This is a genomic window from Phycisphaerae bacterium, from assembly GCA_018003015.1.
Taxonomy (GTDB): domain Bacteria; phylum Planctomycetota; class Phycisphaerae; order UBA1845; family PWPN01; genus JAGNEZ01.
Genome location: JAGNEZ010000001.1, coordinates 35,835 through 53,402, shown reverse-complemented (window position 1 = coordinate 53,402; position 17,568 = coordinate 35,835). Strand labels below are relative to the sequence as shown.

Annotated in this window: 11 protein-coding genes and 1 tRNA gene; 3 read left to right on the top strand and 9 right to left on the bottom strand. The window is 64.0% G+C overall.

What is annotated here, in order from left to right; all coding sequences use genetic code 11:
• Positions 1 to 24: 24 nt before the first annotated feature.
• The 5 genes from KA354_00210 to proS all read right to left on the bottom strand — a co-directional run bounded on the left by KA354_00210 (position 25) and on the right by proS (position 8,054).
• Positions 25 to 2,697 (bottom strand): DEAD/DEAH box helicase, encoded by a 2,673-nt coding sequence (locus tag KA354_00210; GenBank protein MBP7933039.1) that lies wholly within the window; start codon positions 2,695 to 2,697, stop codon positions 25 to 27.
• A gap of 479 nt (positions 2,698 to 3,176) precedes the next feature.
• Positions 3,177 to 3,248: transfer RNA gene (locus KA354_00205), tRNA-Asn, on the bottom strand.
• Positions 3,249 to 3,526: 278 nt separating this feature from the next.
• Positions 3,527 to 4,372, bottom strand: a complete 846-nt coding sequence (locus tag KA354_00200; GenBank protein ID MBP7933038.1) for a carbon-nitrogen hydrolase family protein — start codon at positions 4,370 to 4,372, stop codon at positions 3,527 to 3,529.
• Positions 4,373 to 4,377: 5 nt separating this feature from the next.
• Positions 4,378 to 6,213 carry a DUF4838 domain-containing protein gene (locus tag KA354_00195; GenBank protein ID MBP7933037.1) on the bottom strand — a complete coding sequence of 612 codons (1,836 nt, stop codon included), beginning with the start codon at positions 6,211 to 6,213 and terminating at the stop codon, positions 4,378 to 4,380.
• 74 nt (positions 6,214 to 6,287) lie between these two features.
• A complete protein-coding gene (gene proS, locus KA354_00190) occupies positions 6,288 to 8,054 on the bottom strand; it encodes a proline--tRNA ligase (GenBank protein ID MBP7933036.1) in 1,767 nt (588 codons plus the stop codon).
• Between the two features lie 155 nt (positions 8,055 to 8,209).
• Here proS and KA354_00185 point away from each other — a divergent pair, with 155 nt between their 5' ends.
• The 3 genes from KA354_00185 to KA354_00175 all read left to right on the top strand — a co-directional run bounded on the left by KA354_00185 (position 8,210) and on the right by KA354_00175 (position 11,284).
• Positions 8,210 to 9,220 (top strand): HD domain-containing protein, encoded by a 1,011-nt coding sequence (locus tag KA354_00185; GenBank protein ID MBP7933035.1) that lies wholly within the window; start codon positions 8,210 to 8,212, stop codon positions 9,218 to 9,220.
• Between the two features lie 69 nt (positions 9,221 to 9,289).
• Positions 9,290 to 9,631, top strand: coding sequence for a HEAT repeat domain-containing protein (locus KA354_00180; GenBank protein ID MBP7933034.1), 342 nt, complete (start codon positions 9,290 to 9,292; stop codon positions 9,629 to 9,631).
• 345 nt (positions 9,632 to 9,976) lie between these two features.
• Positions 9,977 to 11,284 carry a cellulase family glycosylhydrolase gene (locus KA354_00175; protein MBP7933033.1) on the top strand — a complete coding sequence of 436 codons (1,308 nt, stop codon included), beginning with the start codon at positions 9,977 to 9,979 and terminating at the stop codon, positions 11,282 to 11,284.
• Between the two features lie 81 nt (positions 11,285 to 11,365).
• Here KA354_00175 and KA354_00170 read toward each other — a convergent pair whose 3' ends face one another.
• The 4 genes from KA354_00170 to KA354_00155 form a co-directional block, all read right to left on the bottom strand.
• A complete protein-coding gene (locus KA354_00170; protein MBP7933032.1) occupies positions 11,366 to 12,496 on the bottom strand; it encodes a hypothetical protein in 1,131 nt (376 codons plus the stop codon).
• A gap of 95 nt (positions 12,497 to 12,591) precedes the next feature.
• A complete protein-coding gene (locus tag KA354_00165; protein MBP7933031.1) occupies positions 12,592 to 13,482 on the bottom strand; it encodes a GTP-binding protein in 891 nt (296 codons plus the stop codon).
• On the bottom strand, positions 13,479 to 14,849 hold the full coding sequence (locus tag KA354_00160; protein MBP7933030.1) for a uroporphyrinogen decarboxylase: 1,371 nt from the start codon (positions 14,847 to 14,849) through the stop codon (positions 13,479 to 13,481). The genes KA354_00165 and KA354_00160 overlap by 4 nt, the downstream gene beginning before the upstream one ends.
• Positions 14,850 to 15,012: 163 nt before the next feature.
• Positions 15,013 to 17,364, bottom strand: a complete 2,352-nt coding sequence (locus KA354_00155; protein MBP7933029.1) for a response regulator — start codon at positions 17,362 to 17,364, stop codon at positions 15,013 to 15,015.
• Positions 17,365 to 17,568: the final 204 nt, after the last annotated feature.

Genomic DNA, 17,568 nt, shown 5'->3' with positions numbered 1-17,568 from the left:
CACTCAATAGCGGAGGATCTGGGGTCAAGTGCCCCTGGCCAACCGGGAGAGGGTTTCGGCGATGCGGTCGAGAAGAGAGTCGTCCGGCAGCAACACGCTCAGCTTCGAACGGCCTTGTTCGTCGCGCTCAATGCAGTCGGCCAAGTGCCTCTTGATTTGTTCGGTGACGGTTGGTGACGGCTCGGCTGCACCCTTTGTCCCCAGCAGTTCGCCCAGCAGCGTGAAACCGGCGGCCAGAAGCTGACCTCCGGCCGTTGCGATCTTCTCGCGCCTGGCCAAACGATCTGCTTCCTGCGACTTCCTCGCCTTCTCGCTTTCGTCCACCGGCGCGTCAGGTTTGCGGCCCAACAGCACCTCGAGCCGCCGTTTGAGGTCTTCCGCGTTGCTGGCCAAGTGCACGGCGTCCACGTTGGAGTCCACATCCAAGGCAGCCAGCGCCAGATCGTGTTTGAGGCTCAACGTCCTCAGCATCCCCTCTTCAATGGTCTGTTCGGTTACCAGGACAAAGACCTGCACCGGCTGCTTCTGGCCCATGCGGTGGGCGCGGCCAATGCGCTGCTCCAGCACGGCGGGGTTCCAGGGCAGGTCCACGTTGATCACCGTGTCGGCCGCCTGCAGGTTCAGGCCGGTGGCCCCGGCGTTGGTCATGATGATCGCCCGGCAATCCGGTTCCCGCTGAAAAGTGTGCACGATCTGCTGCCGTTTCTTCTGCGGCACCGATCCGTCGAGCCGGATGTAGCGGGCCTCGCGCTTGGACAGCAGCGGCTGGATGAGGTCGAGCATGCCCGTCCACTCGGAGAACACGATCATCTTGCGGTCCGGCTCGGCCAGGAGCCGCTCAAGGAGCTCGTCAAGACGCTCCAGCTTGCTCGAATAGCCCGGCTTCTCCTTGTTGACCAACGTCGTGCTGTCGGCGGCCATGCGGCAGACCAGCAGTGCCTTGCGCAGCCGCAGCAGATCCATCTCGCTAATGTATGCCTTCTTGACGATTTGCCTCACGATGTACAGACTGCCATCATGTATTTCGAGCTGCTCCCCGGTGGGGGTGACCCGGACGATTTCTGTCGATCGCGGCGGCAACTCCTGCATGACTGAGGCGCGCGTGCGGCGGAGCAGAATCGGGGCGAGCCTCGCCCGCAACTCCGCAAGATTACCGTACCCGAGCACTCTCCCGTCCTCGTCCGCAATCCGATAGCGGTTGAGGAAACGGAAGGCGGGCCCCAAGCGGCGATCGTCGACGAACTGAGCCACGGAGTAGAGCTCCTCAAGCCGGTTTTCCAGCGGCGTCCCGGACAGCACGAGGGCAAATGGCGATCTGAGTCCCTTGATGACTCGGCTGGTCTTCGCCTCCCAGTTCTTGATCCGCTGGCCCTCGTCCAGAATGATCAGGTTCCACCGGACCCGCTCGATGGCCAGGATATCCCGCAGAACCTGCTCGTAGTTGCAGACGGTGAAGAAGCACTGATTCTCATATTGCCGGACCCGCTCACGCGCGCTGCCCAACACAAGCTGGCAGTCACGGTATGAGAAACGCTCGATTTCGCTGCGCCATTGCGCTTTCACGGAGGCCGGGCAGACGATCAATACCCTGGAAATCTCCGCTTCCCGCGCGAGCAACTCGGACACGCCTATGCCCTGGATCGTCTTGCCCAAACCCATGTCGTCGGCCAGAATCGACCGGCCCGCTCCCACCGCGAAGGCCACGCCGTCCATTTGATAGGGCAAGAGTTCGGTCTTCAGCAGTTCTTTGCGCAGCGGGTGGGCTTTGGGATTCTTCCGAATCTCCGCGACCTTCGAAGCGATCCTGTCCGCGAACAGGCGACGGTTGATGAGTTCCTCAGCATCAGGATAGACCGTGACCTCACGGCCCAGGGCGGCCAGTCTTTGTAGCCGCCCCACCAAGTCGCCAACATGCTCGATGGCTCGATTCCGGAGTGGCTGGATGATCCGTGCAGTTTCAGAATCGAGAGCCTCGGGCACGAGCAGTCGCAGCTCCGTCTCCTTGCCGTACAGCAGGTGAACAGCGAGTTCGCTCTGGCGGTATCGCCGATTCAGGACGCTGGCGGGATATTTTGCCTTGGCATATCGGTGGACCTTCAGGATGTGTTTACACGTGCCCAATGTATTGATGCGGAAATCGGGGCATGAGCAATAGGAGTCGCCGGGCTCCCAGCCGCGCAGGGCCACGCGGTAGGTTTTGCCGGACATCACATTCGTGACCAGGTAGTCCGTCCACAAGCGATCACCGTCCACCGGGCGGATTCGCATCCGTTCGGCCCGCGCACGTTCCAGGCGTTCCTCAATCGCCCGCCTGACAAGTTCTTCTTCGCTGAGACTCTCGACGGGCGTGCGCTCCCCCGGCGGCGCCGCTAGCCCCAACACCGTCTTCTCCTCGAGAATGAGGCCGAACGCCGCCCCGACGTGCTCGCAAACCGTCCTGCATGACGTGCAGTTGTATTGCAGGCGGTTGGGCGCTGTCGCCGACAGCGTGATGGTCACCACAGCTTCGGGCAGTCTCAGGCGAAACAGGTCCCCGCGAAGGTACACATGCTGGGCGATATCGATTTCGTGCTTGGCTCCGCTGCGGATGATGCGTGCGCCGTCCTCCCCGAGCAGGCGACAGGCCTGTGCGTAGGTCAGACGTGACAATCGATCCTTGAGCGTCAGTTGTCGTTCGACGGATTGTGATCGCGGCATCGCACACTTCTCCCCTGCGAGGCGACCGCACTTGGACGATCTTCAGTTGGTAACTTACGGGTGTGCAGTCGAGCAGGCAAGACCGGCGGGAACGTGGTAACCGCAGAACCTGCTCAGCGAACGGAGACCATGGGCCAGACGATACGCACGGGCGCGATCGTGCAATCCAGTGAGCACGCCTTACGTGTGGGCGTCTCGCGTCCTGAGGCCATGATGGGATCTGGCGAGTGGACCGGCCGAGGCTGATCCACGCTGTCCAGCCGAACCAACGACACCCAGGCGCCCTTCCGGGTTGTTGTTCGTTCGGCTTCTTGCGCGCAAAGCATTTCAGAACAACGCTTTGAAGGAGGGAGGATGGCCCGATCTGCAGCCCGCGCAAAACGGTATCTACTGTTTTGGCAGGTGAGAAGAGGGCCTGAAGTGCATCTCGGGTGCTACAACAAGAACATGCAACTGACGTGAGAATAAGGATTTAGGATCTCCCCGAGTAGGACTCGAACCTACAACAACCCGGTTAACAGCCGGGTGCTCTACCATTGAGCTATCGGGGAATCGGACGCCAGAAAGCTCGCTGGACACACATCCATCCTGGCCATCACGCCAAGTAACTCCAGTCTAGCAGAACCATTCGAACCGTCAACCCTCGGCCACCGCCCGAGAACGGGTCGCCAGCAGTCGTTCCGGTAAGGCAGTAATCGGCTAACCGGGACAACCACTGAAACGACCCGGATTACAGAATCACTGACTATCCTGCACGGCGAACCTGTGCCAAGACCCTTCAGCCCAAGGTCGGGATCGGCGGGGCACGGCGGCGGGGGGAAGCTCGGGTTCACGGGCCGCTGTAGCCTCGGGCCTTGAGCACGGCGGCCACTTCCGTGCCACGGCCGATCGGTGGTTGGAGCTCGATCTCAGCGACAACCAGGGCCTGAGCATCGTGGCCGTAGGGCCCGCGGGCGATGATCCGGCCGCCGGGGCCCATGGCCAGACTGTAGCCGATGCACTGGCGGCCACGCCAGGGTCCACCGGTGATCCATCCGACATTGCTTACCCCGACCACGGTGAGGTCATAGAGCCGGGTCAAAGTGGAATACGAGTCGATCCACAGCATGGTACACGGCTGGCTCGTTTCGTCATGGTCGGCGGGCACGGCCCAAGCGCTGGGCGAGAGGATCACCTGGGCGCCCATGCGGGCCAGGGCGTGGCCGAAGACCAGGGAGTCGGCGAAGTTGTCCGCACAGATATCGATGCCGACAACGCCGCAACTGGTCTCGACAACGGATAGAATGTCGCCGGTCGCGTAGAGGTCGTGTCCGATCGTCAACTCGTTGATCTTCCGGTGCTTGGCCAGGATCGTGCCTTGGGGCGAAATCAGAATAGCGGCGTTGTAGACGCGGTCACCGTTCCGTTCGGTCAGGCCGGCAACGACGTGCACACCGGCTCGACGGGCGGCCGAGGCAATCCGGTCCGCACGCGGGCCAGGGATCGGCTCGGCCAGTGTGCGGGCCGTCGGATGGGTCCATCCCAGGTCCAGGCACTCGGGCAGCACGATAAACGCACAATCCTGTCGACCGGCCTGGGCGATCATCCCCTCGGCCCGATCGAGGTTCGCCTCAGGCCTTCCGCCCTCCACCAGCATCTGGCCCATGGCTAACTTGAAGCACATGCGGTCGTTCATCGGCCCTAGAAGCTACCCGACTCGGGGATTCCAAAGACCTTCTTGAGATGCTTGAGCGTGTCGCCGACGGGTCGCCCTTCATTGGTCATGGTTACCCCGTGCTTGGCGCACAGCTCGAACAGGGTCTTGACCATCGGCCTCATGCGTTCGGCCAGCGCGGTGTCGAGCTTCCCTTCGGACGCGTACCAGCAAGGCTCGATAGCCGCCCGCCAGGCGCAGATCGAGGCTTTCTCGACGCGGGCTCGGATGGTGTCGTCGTCGGCCAGCTTGATGGCCGCGGCGAAGGCCTCCAGGCCGGCCTGGGCGATGGCCTCGTCGATGCCGTAATCCTTGGCCTGGCCGAAGCAGTTGCGGTGCAGGTTCTTGGCCGCGGCGTTGTTGTGGGTCAGAGCGAGGAATCCGCGAATCGGTTCGGCCGCCTTCCCGTAATGCAGGTCGAGGAACTCGTTGACGAGCTGTTGGCCACTTCTGTTGGGATCCCAGAGCAGGCCGCTCATGAGATAGTTGCGGAGATCGGAGATCTCGGCGCCGCGGGCGTCTCCGCCGGCCTGCATGAAGATGCCCTTGGCCGAGTGGCCGACGAAATAGCGGATGTTGGGCTCTATGACCCGAAGGTTCGGGCAGGGCAGCAGGTAGTTGCTGAAGTTGGTGTTGTAGTTCCAGACGGAGATGTCCGGGCAGATCTTGCCCCAGTTGTCCATGTCCTGGCAGAACTCGGCGTTCTTGGGGCACTTCGGGTCGGTGATGGGGTGCATGACACAGCACTCGATGCTGCAGAGCTGGATCTGCACGTTGGGGCGGGGCTTGATCGTCTTGGGCGGCTTGCGGGTGTACCAGTAGCTCAGCGTGCCAACCTTGACGTTCGGATACTGCTTGGCAACCTCGTCGGCCACGGCGTTGACGAACGTCAACAGCGAGCCCATCGGTGTGCCCTCGCGGTCGTCAATGGCCTTGCAGCCGGGGCAGCGGCAGTACTTGTCATTGTCGTTCTGCGAGACGGAGATGTTCTCGCGCTTGGGATTGGCCTTGAGTTCCGCCAGGACCGCTGCAGTGACGATCTTGAGAACTTCGGGGTTGGTCAGGCAGGGCTCGGTCTCGGCCCAGTCATTGCCGGAGGCCGGAACGAGCCGCTTGCCGTCGATCATGGCGAAGTACTCAGGGTGCTCCTTGCCGTACTTGGCGGAGGGAATCTGGGCGCCGAACGAGTGGGAGATCAGCCCAAAGCCAGTCTTGCCGCCGAGTTTCGCATCCTCCGTGGTGGTATTGCAGCGGCGCCGGGCGGCGAAGACCGGGTTGCTATTGGTCTCGCCATAGTAACTCCAGCGGAAGCGCAGCTCGGGGTGATAGAAGCGGTCCACCGGACCGACGACCCGCCACTCGCCAATCGGCGGGGTGTACGTGTGGTCGGCGGTCAGGAAACGCACGCCCACATAGTCCTCCAGGAAGACGTACACGCCGTATAGCGTGCCGCGCGGTCGTCCGCCGGCGATGGCGATGTTGTTGTCGCGGATGACAATCCGAAGATCCTCGGGGCCGTAACCCTCCACGCTGAACCCGACCTTGGCCGCCTGCATCGCCTTGCCTGCCCCCACGAAAACGTGCGCGTCGGGTCGGCTGGCGTCCTTGACGATCGGGAGCTTGCGGCCACACTGGGCCATGAAGGCCTGAAGCTCCTCGGCCGCATACTGTTCGCTGGGAGTGGCGTCCTCGGCCAACACGATGTCCCAGCCATCCATGCCGGCCAGGTTGACCCCTTTCAAGCTCTGTTCGGCAGCTACCCCCCAGGGAACGGACAGGCCGACGCCTGTGACGATCCAAAGCCATTTCTGCCGGTTACGCATGGGAGCACCTCCTGTCTTGCGGGGACCCTTGCATTCGACACGCACAGGCGGAACGCCGGTGCCACGTTGAAGATTCACAGGCCAGAGGCCCGGGTCAAACCCAGCCGGTTCGCGACTTCCTGGACGGCCGCATCGAGGTCCAGCTTCTCGAGTTGGCCGCCACGCATCTTCAATTCCACCTTGCCCTCGGCCAGAGCCCTCGCCGCCACGGTCAACCGCACCGGGATGCCGACCAGGTCGGCGTCTTTGAACTTGAAACCCGGGCGGGCGTCGCGATCGTCGAGCAGGACATCGAGGCCGTGCCGGGCCAGTTCGTCGTACAGTCTGGTGGCCGTTGCGAGCACATGCTCGTCGCGGACGTCCAGGGCCACGATAAGCACATCAAACGGAGCAACGCCGACCGGGAACCGGATGCCGTCCTGATCGTAGTGAGACTCGATGATGGCCGCAAGAAGGCGGTCCAGGCCGAGGCTGTAGCGGCCGCAAACGAACGGGCGTGCCTTGCCCGATGCGTCGAGGAACGTCGCCTCCAACGGCTGCGTGAGGCGCGTACCGAGCTTGACCACGCGGGCAACTTCGAATGCTCGCCGGATGGCCAGCGGCGAGCCGTTGGGAGCGGCGTCGCCCGGCACAATAGCCCGGATGTCCGCCACGATCGCCTCGGCCAGCCGTTCGGAGGCGACATCGCGTGGCCAGCGGAAGCCGGTGACGTGGTGGTCGAAGCGGTTCGCGCCGGCCACACCGTCGATGACCGCCCTGGCGTCGGGATCGATGGCCAGGATGCACTCCACGCGGTTGGCGATGTGTGGTCCGACGAAGCCGATCTCGAAACCGCTGCGGCGGGCTTCCTCCGCGTCGGCCATGGTCAGGTCGCTGACGCCCAGCAATGATCGTAGCTTGGCCTCGCTGGCTTCATGGTCGCCGCGAACGCAGGCGACAACGTAGCCCTTCCGCTTGCCGGTCTGGACGTCGGCAAGGGCGTACACGAGCGTCTTGACCAGCTTCGAAGACGGAACCTCCAGGAGAGCGGCCACATCATCAATGCTGGAGCAGCCCGGCGTGGGAACCTCGGTCAGCGGGCTCGAAGCGCCTTCCGTTGTCTCAGTCGGCAGAGGGGCAACCGCCCGCCGGGCGCAGGCCGGATCCGCGGCGTAGGTTCCGTCCTCGCTCACCGCGATCAGATCGTCACCCGCCTCGGCCGGCACCATGAAGCGATGGGACATCGGGCGGCCATCAGCGCCCGGCTCGCCATCGGCCACGACGTAAGGCACGCCGCATCGCCGCACAATGCCGCCAACTCGTTCCAGCATGCCCGCATAGGTCGCGTCGAGCCCGGCTTGGTCGGCGTCGAACGAGTACGCATCCAGCGTGTGGAACTCGCGGATGTGCAGCAGGCCACCACCGGTGCGGCTCTCATTTCGCAGGCGGGTGCCCACGCGAAACAGCGTGCAGGACAGCTGCTTGTAGCTGTTGAGATGGACCTTGGCGATCTCGGCAACGGCCTCGTCGTAGGCGGCGCCGAGCACGACCTCATCCTGCCAGCCACTGCCCCGGACGCGCATCAGCGCATCCCCGAACGCCGCCGCTCGACCGCTTTGTTCCCATGGCCGGGATGCCTGCAGCAGAGCGGGGTGCAGCTCAATCGCTCCCGCGGCGGTGAGCCCCTCACGGGCGATGGCTTCAATCTGACGGAGCACCCGCCAGCCGAGCGGCAGGTACGTGAACGCTCCCGGTGCGGCCGATCGAATCAGCCCGGCCCGCAGAGCCAACTGATGCGATATGGCCACCGCCTCGGCCGGCGTCTCCTTCGTGGTCGGAATGAGGAAGCGTGTCCAGCGCATGGTCACCTCGCCGGGTGTATGTTGTAATCGCAGGCATGATTCCATCGCAAGCGCCGGCAAATGACGCCCGACGAACTCCAACCGTCCGAACACCCTTCCTCCTGCTCATTTCTCCGGCGTTGCGGCAGACAATGCCGAGCTGTATCCTGGCGAGCATGAGCAAAGCATCCCTCAGCACCAAATCGCGTCGCTTCATTGACCAGATGGCCCCCGGCGAAATCGTCGAGGACCAGGTCTTCCTGATCGCCGCCAAGGACCTGCGTACCACCAACAACGGCTCGCTGTATATCCACTGTGTGCTGACCGACCGGACCGGGCAGTTGCTCGGACGAGTCTGGCAGGCCACCGAGGCCATGTACGAGAAGATGCCCGAGGGCGGATTCGTCCGATTCAAGGGCCGGGTGGAAAACTACAAGGGCTCGCTGCAGTTCATCGTGGACGCCATGCAGCCGGCCGACCCGGCGGCGATCGATCTGAGCGACTTCATCCCCCAGACCAAGGAGGACATCCCGGCCATGTTCGAGCGGGTCAAGGCGATCCTCCGCCATATCAAGGACCGCAACCTGCTCAACCTGATCAAGGCCTTCGTGACCGATGAGAAGCTGATGGAGGCATTTCAAAAGGCCCCGGCCGCCATGGCCATGCACCACGCCTATATCGGCGGCCTGCTCGAACACACCCGCAACCTGCTCGAACTGGCCCTGCTGGTCGTGCCCCGCTACCCGGAGGTCAGCCTCGACCTGGTCTTGGCCGGCCTCTTCCTGCACGACATTGGCAAGACCGCGGAGCTGACCTACAACCTCAGCTTCAAGTACACCAACGAGGGACAGCTCGTCGGGCACATCACCATGGCGGTGATCTGGATCGAGGAGAAGGTCAAGCAGGTCGAGGCCGAGACCGGCCAGCCGTTCCCCGCCGACGTCAAGAACGTCCTCGAGCACCTGATCCTCTCGCACCATGGCCAGTACGATTTCGGCAGCCCCAAGCTCCCCGCCACCCCCGAGGCCATCGCCATCCACTACCTGGACAACCTCGACGCCAAGCTGCACATGTTCCTGGCCAAGATCGCCGCCGACCCCGACCCGGCCAGCGACTGGACGCAGTACGTCCAGAGCCTCGGTACGAAGGTATTTAAGAAGGACGTGATGGGAATACGGGGCAAGTGAGCGGCGGGCGGTCATTCACTGCTCTTCGCTCGCAGCCGTGTCCCCTGCACGGGGGAAGGGAGCGTCGACGTGACGAAGAAGCGCTTTCCTGGCTTTGAGGCGTGCCTGCGCATGATGCGCCATCGCAGTGGATCCGTTAAGGAGGAAGGCTTTCAGTGGCTATCGTCGCGGGCGGCGGAGTACGTCGCCGAGCTGATGCATGCCTTTCGGCGCAAGGCTGATTCGGGGCATCGGTACTGGCTTCTGGAGTTGATTGATCACGCAAAAAAGAAGACCGATGCACTGCCGTTGTTGATTGAGTGCCTGCATAGTGAGGATGAGATTCTTCAGGGTTGGGCTGCCTGCGGTCTCCAGCTTCTGAACACTAAGGAAGCTCGCAGAGCCTTGTTTGATGCTGGGAAAGGCAGGTGAGCAGCGGGAGGCTCTTGTTCAAAGCCCTCTGCTCATCGCGTGTGTTCCCTTGCTCGAGGTGGCGTCCCGGTCCCTGTTGCCATGGGCGAGCCAAAGACGTGTGCTGAGCCGGGAATCGTCAACCGGTGCGGCAACCGAACCGAACCGCAACGCGGTTCCAGACCACAGCCCGGGGTCGCGCAGCGCACCCCGGGTTGGTATACGCTGATACACCTCCAAAACCCTGTAAGGGTTTCACCTTCCACGAAATCAACCGGGTCCTTACTTGCATTGCTCCGCGGTGAAGACCGAATTTGAACCGCAGGGGACACAGAGGGACGCTGGGGTGAAGAGGAGGATGAGGAATTGGCCGCGAGAATGCGCAACGGGCACAAGGAAGAGAGCGGCATACTTGAGCTGGTTCTGTGTCGGAGCTATCGTTGCCTGACGGCCGTCAGGGCGGTCATCGTGGCTCTGCTTCGCCGGATGGCCCTTGGTGCTCGGAGGTGTGGACCGATCATGGTGCGATTACTCGTTGCCACTGTGTGGACGGTCTGGTTGCTCGGCTACGCATCGACCCAGCCCGCGCCGCTTGCGCCGCAAACCGGCAAGCTGCCCTATTGGGACCAGCAGCGGAAGGGGGCCAACTGCTTCAATCGGGACTGCGACCGCGCGTACTTCGCGGCCGCACGGGCCGCGGGAATCCGCGTCGTGCGGCTCACCTGGAGCAAGTGGAAGGGCGCCGGCCGCGACTTCCTGCTCGGTAACGCCGACGACTTCAAGGGGATTCCACCGGCCGATCCGCAGAGACTGCGTGAGGTGCTCGATTGGGCGGCGGCCGAGGACGTCAAGATCGTCGTCGTCCCGCTGTCGCTGCCCGGTATGCGCTGGCAGCAGCAGAATGACGGACGCTTCGACGCTCGGCTCTGGACCGACTTCAAGTACCATCGCCAGGCGGCCGCATTCTGGAAGGAACTCGCTTCGGCACTGCGTGGGCATCCGGCGGTTGTCGCGTACAACCTGGTCAACGAGCCGGCCCCGGCCCGGGCGATGAAGGTCGATCTGGCGGACCGTGCCGCCCGCGAGGCGTTCGAGAAGCGGGTCGCCGGGACGGCCGCCGACGTCAACACACTGTACGCGAGCCTGATCCTGGCCGTGCGCGCCGTCGATCCCGATACCCCGATCCTGCTCGACGGCGGCGACTTTGCGGCCCCGGCCCACATCGATTTCCTGCGCCCGGTCGCCGATCAACGCACGCTCTACGCGGTGCACTGCTACGAGCCGTGGAACTACACAACCTTCCAGATCAACGGCGGCAAGATCCCGTACCCCGGCCCCGAAGTGGTGCAGCGTGAACTCGCGCAGGTTGATGCTTGGGCCCGGCGTAACGGCGTGCCCGCCCATCGGATCATCCTCAGCGAATTCGGCTGTGATCGGCGCGTCCCTGGCGTTGAGCAGTACCTGTCCGACGTGATCAAGTCCGCCAACGGGTTCGGCTGGCACTGGGCGTTCTACGCGTTCCGCGAGGACGAATGGGACGGCCTGGACTACGAACTCGGGCCGGGCAAGCGGCCGTATTCGTACTGGCAGGCGATCGAACGCGGCGAACATCCCGCCCCGCCACGCAAGGACAACCCCATCTGGCGCGTTCTCGCCCGGGAGTTCCAGCCGTAACGCCTGCGGCGCGGTTTCGTCATCAATAGAATCGGGAAGCTGATTGCTGATCGCTGAACGCCGATCGCTACCTCCGGCACTCTACCGCCCGCCGATCCGCCCCCGGGTTCTCTTCAGCTTGGAACTCCAGGTCCGGTCCTGCTTGGCGATCACCCGGCGGACGGCCGGATCGTGATCCAGGCTTGGGCGCCGGTCTTTGGCCAGGGCGACAAACCACCGCACCAGGCCCTCGAAGTCGTTCAGATCGATGTGTTCGGCGCCGATCCGCTTTCGCTCCCGATCCATGTTGTGGTAGTTGCCCAACGCCAGGCACATGCCGATCGCCTCGTGGCCGTACTCGAGGTAAGCGAGGCTTTCCGTGCTGCCGGCGTCCATGAGCTTGCGTTGCCATTTGAAGCCGCCCCGGCGCTTGGCCAGTTCCTTGGCCACCCGGGCAGTATGGGCACAAAGCGGGTTTGGGAAGATCGCGAGGGAGTCGCCCACCCGCAGGATCGGCCCGTTGCCCATTTGCACGCCGGGGATCTCGGAGCTGGTTTCGACCGCAATGATCCGCGTGCGGCGGGGGATGATGCCGGACTTGCACGCCGCGATCGCGCCCGCCCAGCCAACTTCCTCAGCCCGGGTCAGTAGGGCGTAAGCCTCCACCGGCCCGCGACCACGGGCGAGCTCATCGAGGGCGCACAGAATCGCCGCCACGCCGCCCACATCGTCGCACCCGCGAGCGAAGATCCGCGTACCGCGAACCAGCGGGTCCGGCAGATCCCACATGCCGATCGACCCCGGTTCCACCGGGGCCTTGACGTCAGCCACGACCGACGTCACGCGCAACCGACCGCGAACCACACCGGTTTTCGTGGACTTGATCGTGCCTCGCACCCACCGGCCGTCGCTGAAGAATCGCACCCCGGCCCCTTTGAAGTACTCGGGAGCTACCCAGCCGCGCCAGACAGCCTTCAGTTGTCGTGGGTCGATCATCTTCTCCGCCTCGAAGCCCGGATGGTCCATGTGTGCGGAGAACAGCATGGGAGCGGCGGCCGGCCTCAATCCTCGCTTGACCCGCAGCCGGATGTTGCCGTATTCGTCCTGCTTGAACTCGATGCCCGGCCGCCGGTTCGCCCAGCGGCGGATGTAGCCGACGACGTACTCCTCGCACAGTGGGGCGGTGGGTACGGTCAACAGCTCAACAAGTGTCTTGCGGTAGATTGGCTTCATTCAGGGATCCTTGGTTGTTGTGTGAGCGGTCAGCGTTTGGCAATCAGCGTCCGGCCGGACAGGAAGACCGCTCGGTAATGATCTCGCTGTAATCCTCAGCTCAGCAGGGAGCGGACGCTCTCCTCCCTACCCGGCCTGACGATCAGGGCGAGTTCCGTACGGCTCGCGCCTCCCGTCGCGGCTCGGGTGGTTGTCTCCGCGGCGGAGACGTCAATATACAGCGTCTCATCTCCGGTATAAACAAAACCCTTGGCTCGGTAAATGTCCGCTCCCGCCTCGCGGATCCGAGCCACCAGTTGATCGACGTCGACCGGCCGTTCGCCCTTCCATACCACTTTCGCATAGTGCGGGTCGGCGCAGGGAGCGTATTCACCGTGGATAGGACGGGCCGCTCGCGGCGCGAACGGATCCAGGTCGATCGAGCAGAAGGTGGATCGGATAATCTCGATCGCCGGTTGGATCTCGCGGACGGCGGCTTCTACCTCGGCCAAGGCCGCCTCGCTGAACAGATCGACCTTGTTGACGATCGCTAGGTGGCTGGCTTCGATCTGAGCGGCGATGTTGGGCAGCGTCTCACGAAGGGCCAGGAAGCTGCCTGGATCGACGATGCTGATCACCGACGTCAGCCGGTAGAGCTGATCGAGGCGGGTTTCACCCAGCATCTGGCCGACGACCCTGGGATCGGCAATGCCACTGGCCTCAACGATCAGGCCTTCAAGCAGCTGGTCCGGCCGATCGTGCCACTCGGAGATCTCCCGCAACTGCCGAATGAAGGAGGTCACCAGACACTTGCAGAAGATCGACCCGCCCGGCAGACAGACAACCCGCTCGCCCTCCGTTGCCAACACGCGCCCATCCACATCGAGCGAGGAGAACTCGTTGACCAGGTAGGCCAGCCGCCGGCCACGATGTCGCTCGATGACGCGGCGCAGCAGGGTGGTCTTGCCGCTGCCCAGGAAACCGGTGATCAGGGCGAGCGGGATCATGTCTTGCCCTTGGCCTTGATCCGTTCCTCGATGGCCTCGGTCAGGGTCTTCACGTCAGGAATGATGGAGGGGAACATGACCTCGCCGTCGATGCAGATCGTCGGAATCTGGCCGACGCCCAGCTTGGCCATGTGTCCTAGGCCGGTGCGGGTAGTGATCTTGTGCTCGCGGATGACGACCCTGTCACCCATCGGTCTGGTGGCCTTGAATACCGCATCAACCATGTACTGGCAGGGGGCGCACGATGCCGAGTCCAGCGTGACCACGTCGACGAAGACCTTGTCCTCCTCGCCGTAGTTGGGTAGCAGCACGTCCTCGAAGGTCATCTCGGCCATGTTCTTGACCTTGGCCCGGGCGACCTCCCGCTGGTACTCATCGTGGACGAGCGAGGCAACCGCCTCCAGGTTGGCCTCCGGCGTGGCGAAAGGCAGGTCGCAACCGGGCGCGAGCACGTAGCCCTTGGTGCCGCCGATGTCCAGGCAGCGAAGGGCGTCGCGCCGGGCGTCGTCCTCGCTGCCCAGCAGCAGCACCGTGGTCAGCTTGAGATTGCCGCCAAAGGACTTGTTGTGCTTGCCGGCCAGGTCGCGCAGTGACTCCAGGGAGATGTTCTCGTCCACCGAGACGTTGTCACAGCGGGTTTGGCACATGTTCTCCAGGTTGCGCGTCGCATTGCCGCAGACGAACAGCGAGGACAAGGCCCCGCGCGAGCGGATGTGATCGAAGATGTCATTGGCATAGGCGGCCACGAACTCGCGGAAGTGGGCGGGCGAGATCTGGCTGGTCATCGGATCGACCACCGCGACGACATCCGCTCCGTTCTCGATGTAGGCATCCGCGGAGGTCTTGGCGACCTGCGTACTGAAGCGGAGAACTTCATGGACGGCCTCAGGGCTGTTGAACATCTGCAGGAAGACATTCGTGCCCATGAGGTGCAGAGCCATGGTGAACGGACCGGTGATCAGGCCGTAGAGCGCGACCTCGCCGCCGATCCGCCGCTTGGCCTCGCGCAGGGCGTCCAGCACCACCGGAAACCGGCCCTTGATGACATCGAAGGAGGGCAGGTCGGCGATGCTGCGATCATTCAGCGGGTGGGAACTCACCGACGGAGGTGTCTCCTCGCCCCAGTGCATCTGGCAGCCGAGAATCTCGGCCTCGAGCTGGAGATCGAAAACGATCGGCAGACCGTCAGGTTGGTAAAGGTCCTTGGCCTTGAGCAGGGCGGCTACGATGCTCCCGCTGGAACGAAGGTATTGCTCGGCGGACAAGCCCAGCATCTTCGCTCCGTGGACGCCGACAAATGGCACCCAGGCCGAGCGCGGGGTGGACTCGTTGGCCAACGCCTTCAACAGAAGCTCTCTTCCGTTCATGCCGCTGTTCCTCCGTCGGCCTCGATCATCAGGGTAGCAGATTGTAATCCCGCCGGGCAGCCGTGCCCATAGCCAGCGATCGGAACACTGAAACTCCGGCGATCGTCGGAACAGGATCGGGAGAGAACAACGTGGGATGCTGCCGGGCAGTTGATCTCGTGGATCAGCGGTCGTCCGCCCGCCCGGCCCTGGAGACCTGATCGTTGAGCAGGTGCTGCAGCACCTCGGACAGGCGGACCCGATGGATCGGCTTGCTGATATAGTCGTCACATCCCGCGGCAATGCACTTCTGCCGGTCTCCGGCCATGGCCTGGGCGGTCAAGGCGATGATCGGCTTCTCATAGCCGGCCGCTCGGAGCAGCCGTGTCGCCTCGTAACCGTCGCAGGTCGGCATCTGGACGTCCATGAGCACCGCGTCGTAGGGCTGTCCCATCTCCATGCTCGCGAGTACCTCGTTGACCGCCTTGCGACCGTCGTTCGCCACGGTCACCTCGACGCCCATGCGGTGCAGCATGAAGGAGATGAGCCGCTGGTTGTCGGGGCCGTCCTCGGCCAGGAGCACGCGGGCCTCGATCCGCGGTGAATCGGCGGGTAACGGCTCGGTCAGGCAACCCTCCGGCCAAGTGACCGTCCCCGCGGCAGCGGTCTCCTCGTCGGCGGTCACCGCGGCCACAGTGAACCGAAAATGCGAACCCTGGCCAGGCGCCGAGCGGACCAGTTCAGCCGTCCCACCGAGCAGCTCCGCGAGGTGCCGGGTGAGGGTCAGGCCCAGACCGGTGCCGCCAAACTGCCGAGTCGTAGAACTGTCAGCTTGCATGAATGGCTCGAACAGCCGCCGGCTCTGCTCTTCGGTCATGCCCACGCCGGTGTCGATCACATCAAACTGCAGGAAGCGAGCCCCGGCGGCAGTCTCACCCTCTGAGACCAGCACGCCGACACTGCCCGAGGCAGTGAACTTGACGGCATTGCCGACCATGTTTTGCAGAATCTGGCGCAACCGGGTGGGGTCGCAGCGGATCTTGTCGGGAATCGGGCCAAGCGATTCGATCTTCAGGTTCAGCTGCTTCGCCTCGGCAGCACCTCGGAACAGCGTGGCCACCTCGCTGAGAATCTGGCGGGGCGAGCAGGCGATCCGCTCGATTTCCAGCTTGCCGGCCTCGATCTTGGACAAGTCCAGAATGTCGTTGATGATTGCCAGCAGATGCTCGCCGTTGCGGCGGATGGTCTCGGCGGCGGAACGAGCTTCCTGGGGCGGCAGGTCCGGGAGCAGGAGGTTCTCGGCGAAGCCCAGGATCGCCGTCATCGGGGTCCGGATCTCGTGGCTCATATTGGCCAAGAACTCGCTCTTGGCCCGGCTGGCCGCCTCGGCCGTGTTCCTGGCCTGCACCAGGGCGGCGTTGACCGCTAGCAGTTCATCGTGTTGGGCACGCAACTGCTGCCTCTGGGCCTCGAGCGCCTCGTTCTTGGCGGCCAGCTGGGCGGCCTGCTCCCGCTCGCGGAGTTCGGTCAGCTTGCGCTGGGTGATGTCCCGCACCATGGCCAGGGCCATGAAACCGCTGGCGTCCCGGAAAGCGGACAGGGTCAATTCGATGGGAAACTCCGCCCCGCTCTTGTGCAAGGCGGTGAGCTCCAGTGTCGTTCCAAGGGCTCGGCCTTGTCCGTCCCTGGCAAAGCGGCGCATGGCCGCACCCTTGGTCTCGCGATACCGCTCCGGCACGATCAGGTCCACGAGGCTGTGCCCCACCGTCTCCGCGGCGGAGTAGCCGAAGATCCGCTCCGCGGCCGAGTTCCACGAGAGGATGACCCCGCCCGCGTCGGCGATCACGATCCCGTCGTCGGCTATCTCCACGATCGCCTGAGTCCGCACTTCGCTCGCTCGCAACCTACGGACGAGCGAATCCGCGAAGAGCATGAGGAACTTGGTACAGATGGCGATCATGACCAGGGTCAGGACGAGCAGGTACAGACCGGCTTTCACGAAAGGCGCCCGAATCTCCGACAGATCGATCTGGGCGATTACGCTCCAGCCCAGGCCCGCAACCGGTTCATGGGCCGCCAGCACCCGCACGCCTCGACCGTCCAGACCGACCAGGGTTCCCGATCGGCCCTTCAAGGCCAGCCGCATCGGCTCGGACAAGCTCAACCCGGGTGGACCTGACCGGGTGATCGTGTCCGGGGAGAGTTTGGGCCAAAGGGCAAGGATGGTCCCGTCGCTCTGGCGAGCCAGGCGGATTTCGCCGCTCTCGCCCAGCCCGAGTGAACGAGAAGCGCCGCCCCGAAGCGCGCTCAGGGCGATGGCGGCGGCATCCTCGCCGCTGGCATTCGGTCTGACCGCCTCATGATATCGAGCGGCCATCTCCACGATCCGGGCCGTGTTGCAGGCCACCTCGGACAACCGGACGCGGTGCCGCTCGAACGAGGTGCTGTGCAGCAGAGCGAGCGTCGCCCCGATCGCCAGGGCGGCGACGGCGGCCATGATCAAGACGAAGGTCAGAATGCGTTTGCGCTCACCCACCGATGGCTCCCTGCGAGAGACATGGGCTTGAGGCGGATCCCGATTGGCGGCAACATCCGCCCCATAACCCGTGCCGTTGCGCTCCGCTTATCACGCACCCGTCGACGTTCCTCATCGTCGCGATTTCCCGGGGCCATGAGGTGGATCGCCCGCTTGTCACCCCATCCGCCCGGGTCTGCCGACACCGCTGCCCTTCTCGGACTG

Excerpts from the sequence above, each read along its gene's own strand:
- KA354_00210 (MBP7933039.1), bottom strand. The coding sequence starts at position 2,697 with ATGCCGCGATCACAATCCGTCGAACGACAACTGACGCTCAAGGATCGA.
- KA354_00200 (MBP7933038.1), bottom strand. The coding sequence starts at position 4,372 with ATGAACGACCGCATGTGCTTCAAGTTAGCCATGGGCCAGATGCTGGTG.
- KA354_00195 (MBP7933037.1), bottom strand. The coding sequence starts at position 6,213 with ATGCGTAACCGGCAGAAATGGCTTTGGATCGTCACAGGCGTCGGCCTG.
- proS (MBP7933036.1), bottom strand. The coding sequence starts at position 8,054 with ATGCGCTGGACACGCTTCCTCATTCCGACCACGAAGGAGACGCCGGCC.
- KA354_00185 (MBP7933035.1), top strand. The coding sequence starts at position 8,210 with ATGAGCAAAGCATCCCTCAGCACCAAATCGCGTCGCTTCATTGACCAG.
- KA354_00170 (MBP7933032.1), bottom strand. The coding sequence starts at position 12,496 with ATGAAGCCAATCTACCGCAAGACACTTGTTGAGCTGTTGACCGTACCC.
- KA354_00165 (MBP7933031.1), bottom strand. The coding sequence starts at position 13,482 with ATGATCCCGCTCGCCCTGATCACCGGTTTCCTGGGCAGCGGCAAGACC.
- KA354_00160 (MBP7933030.1), bottom strand. The coding sequence starts at position 14,849 with ATGAACGGAAGAGAGCTTCTGTTGAAGGCGTTGGCCAACGAGTCCACC.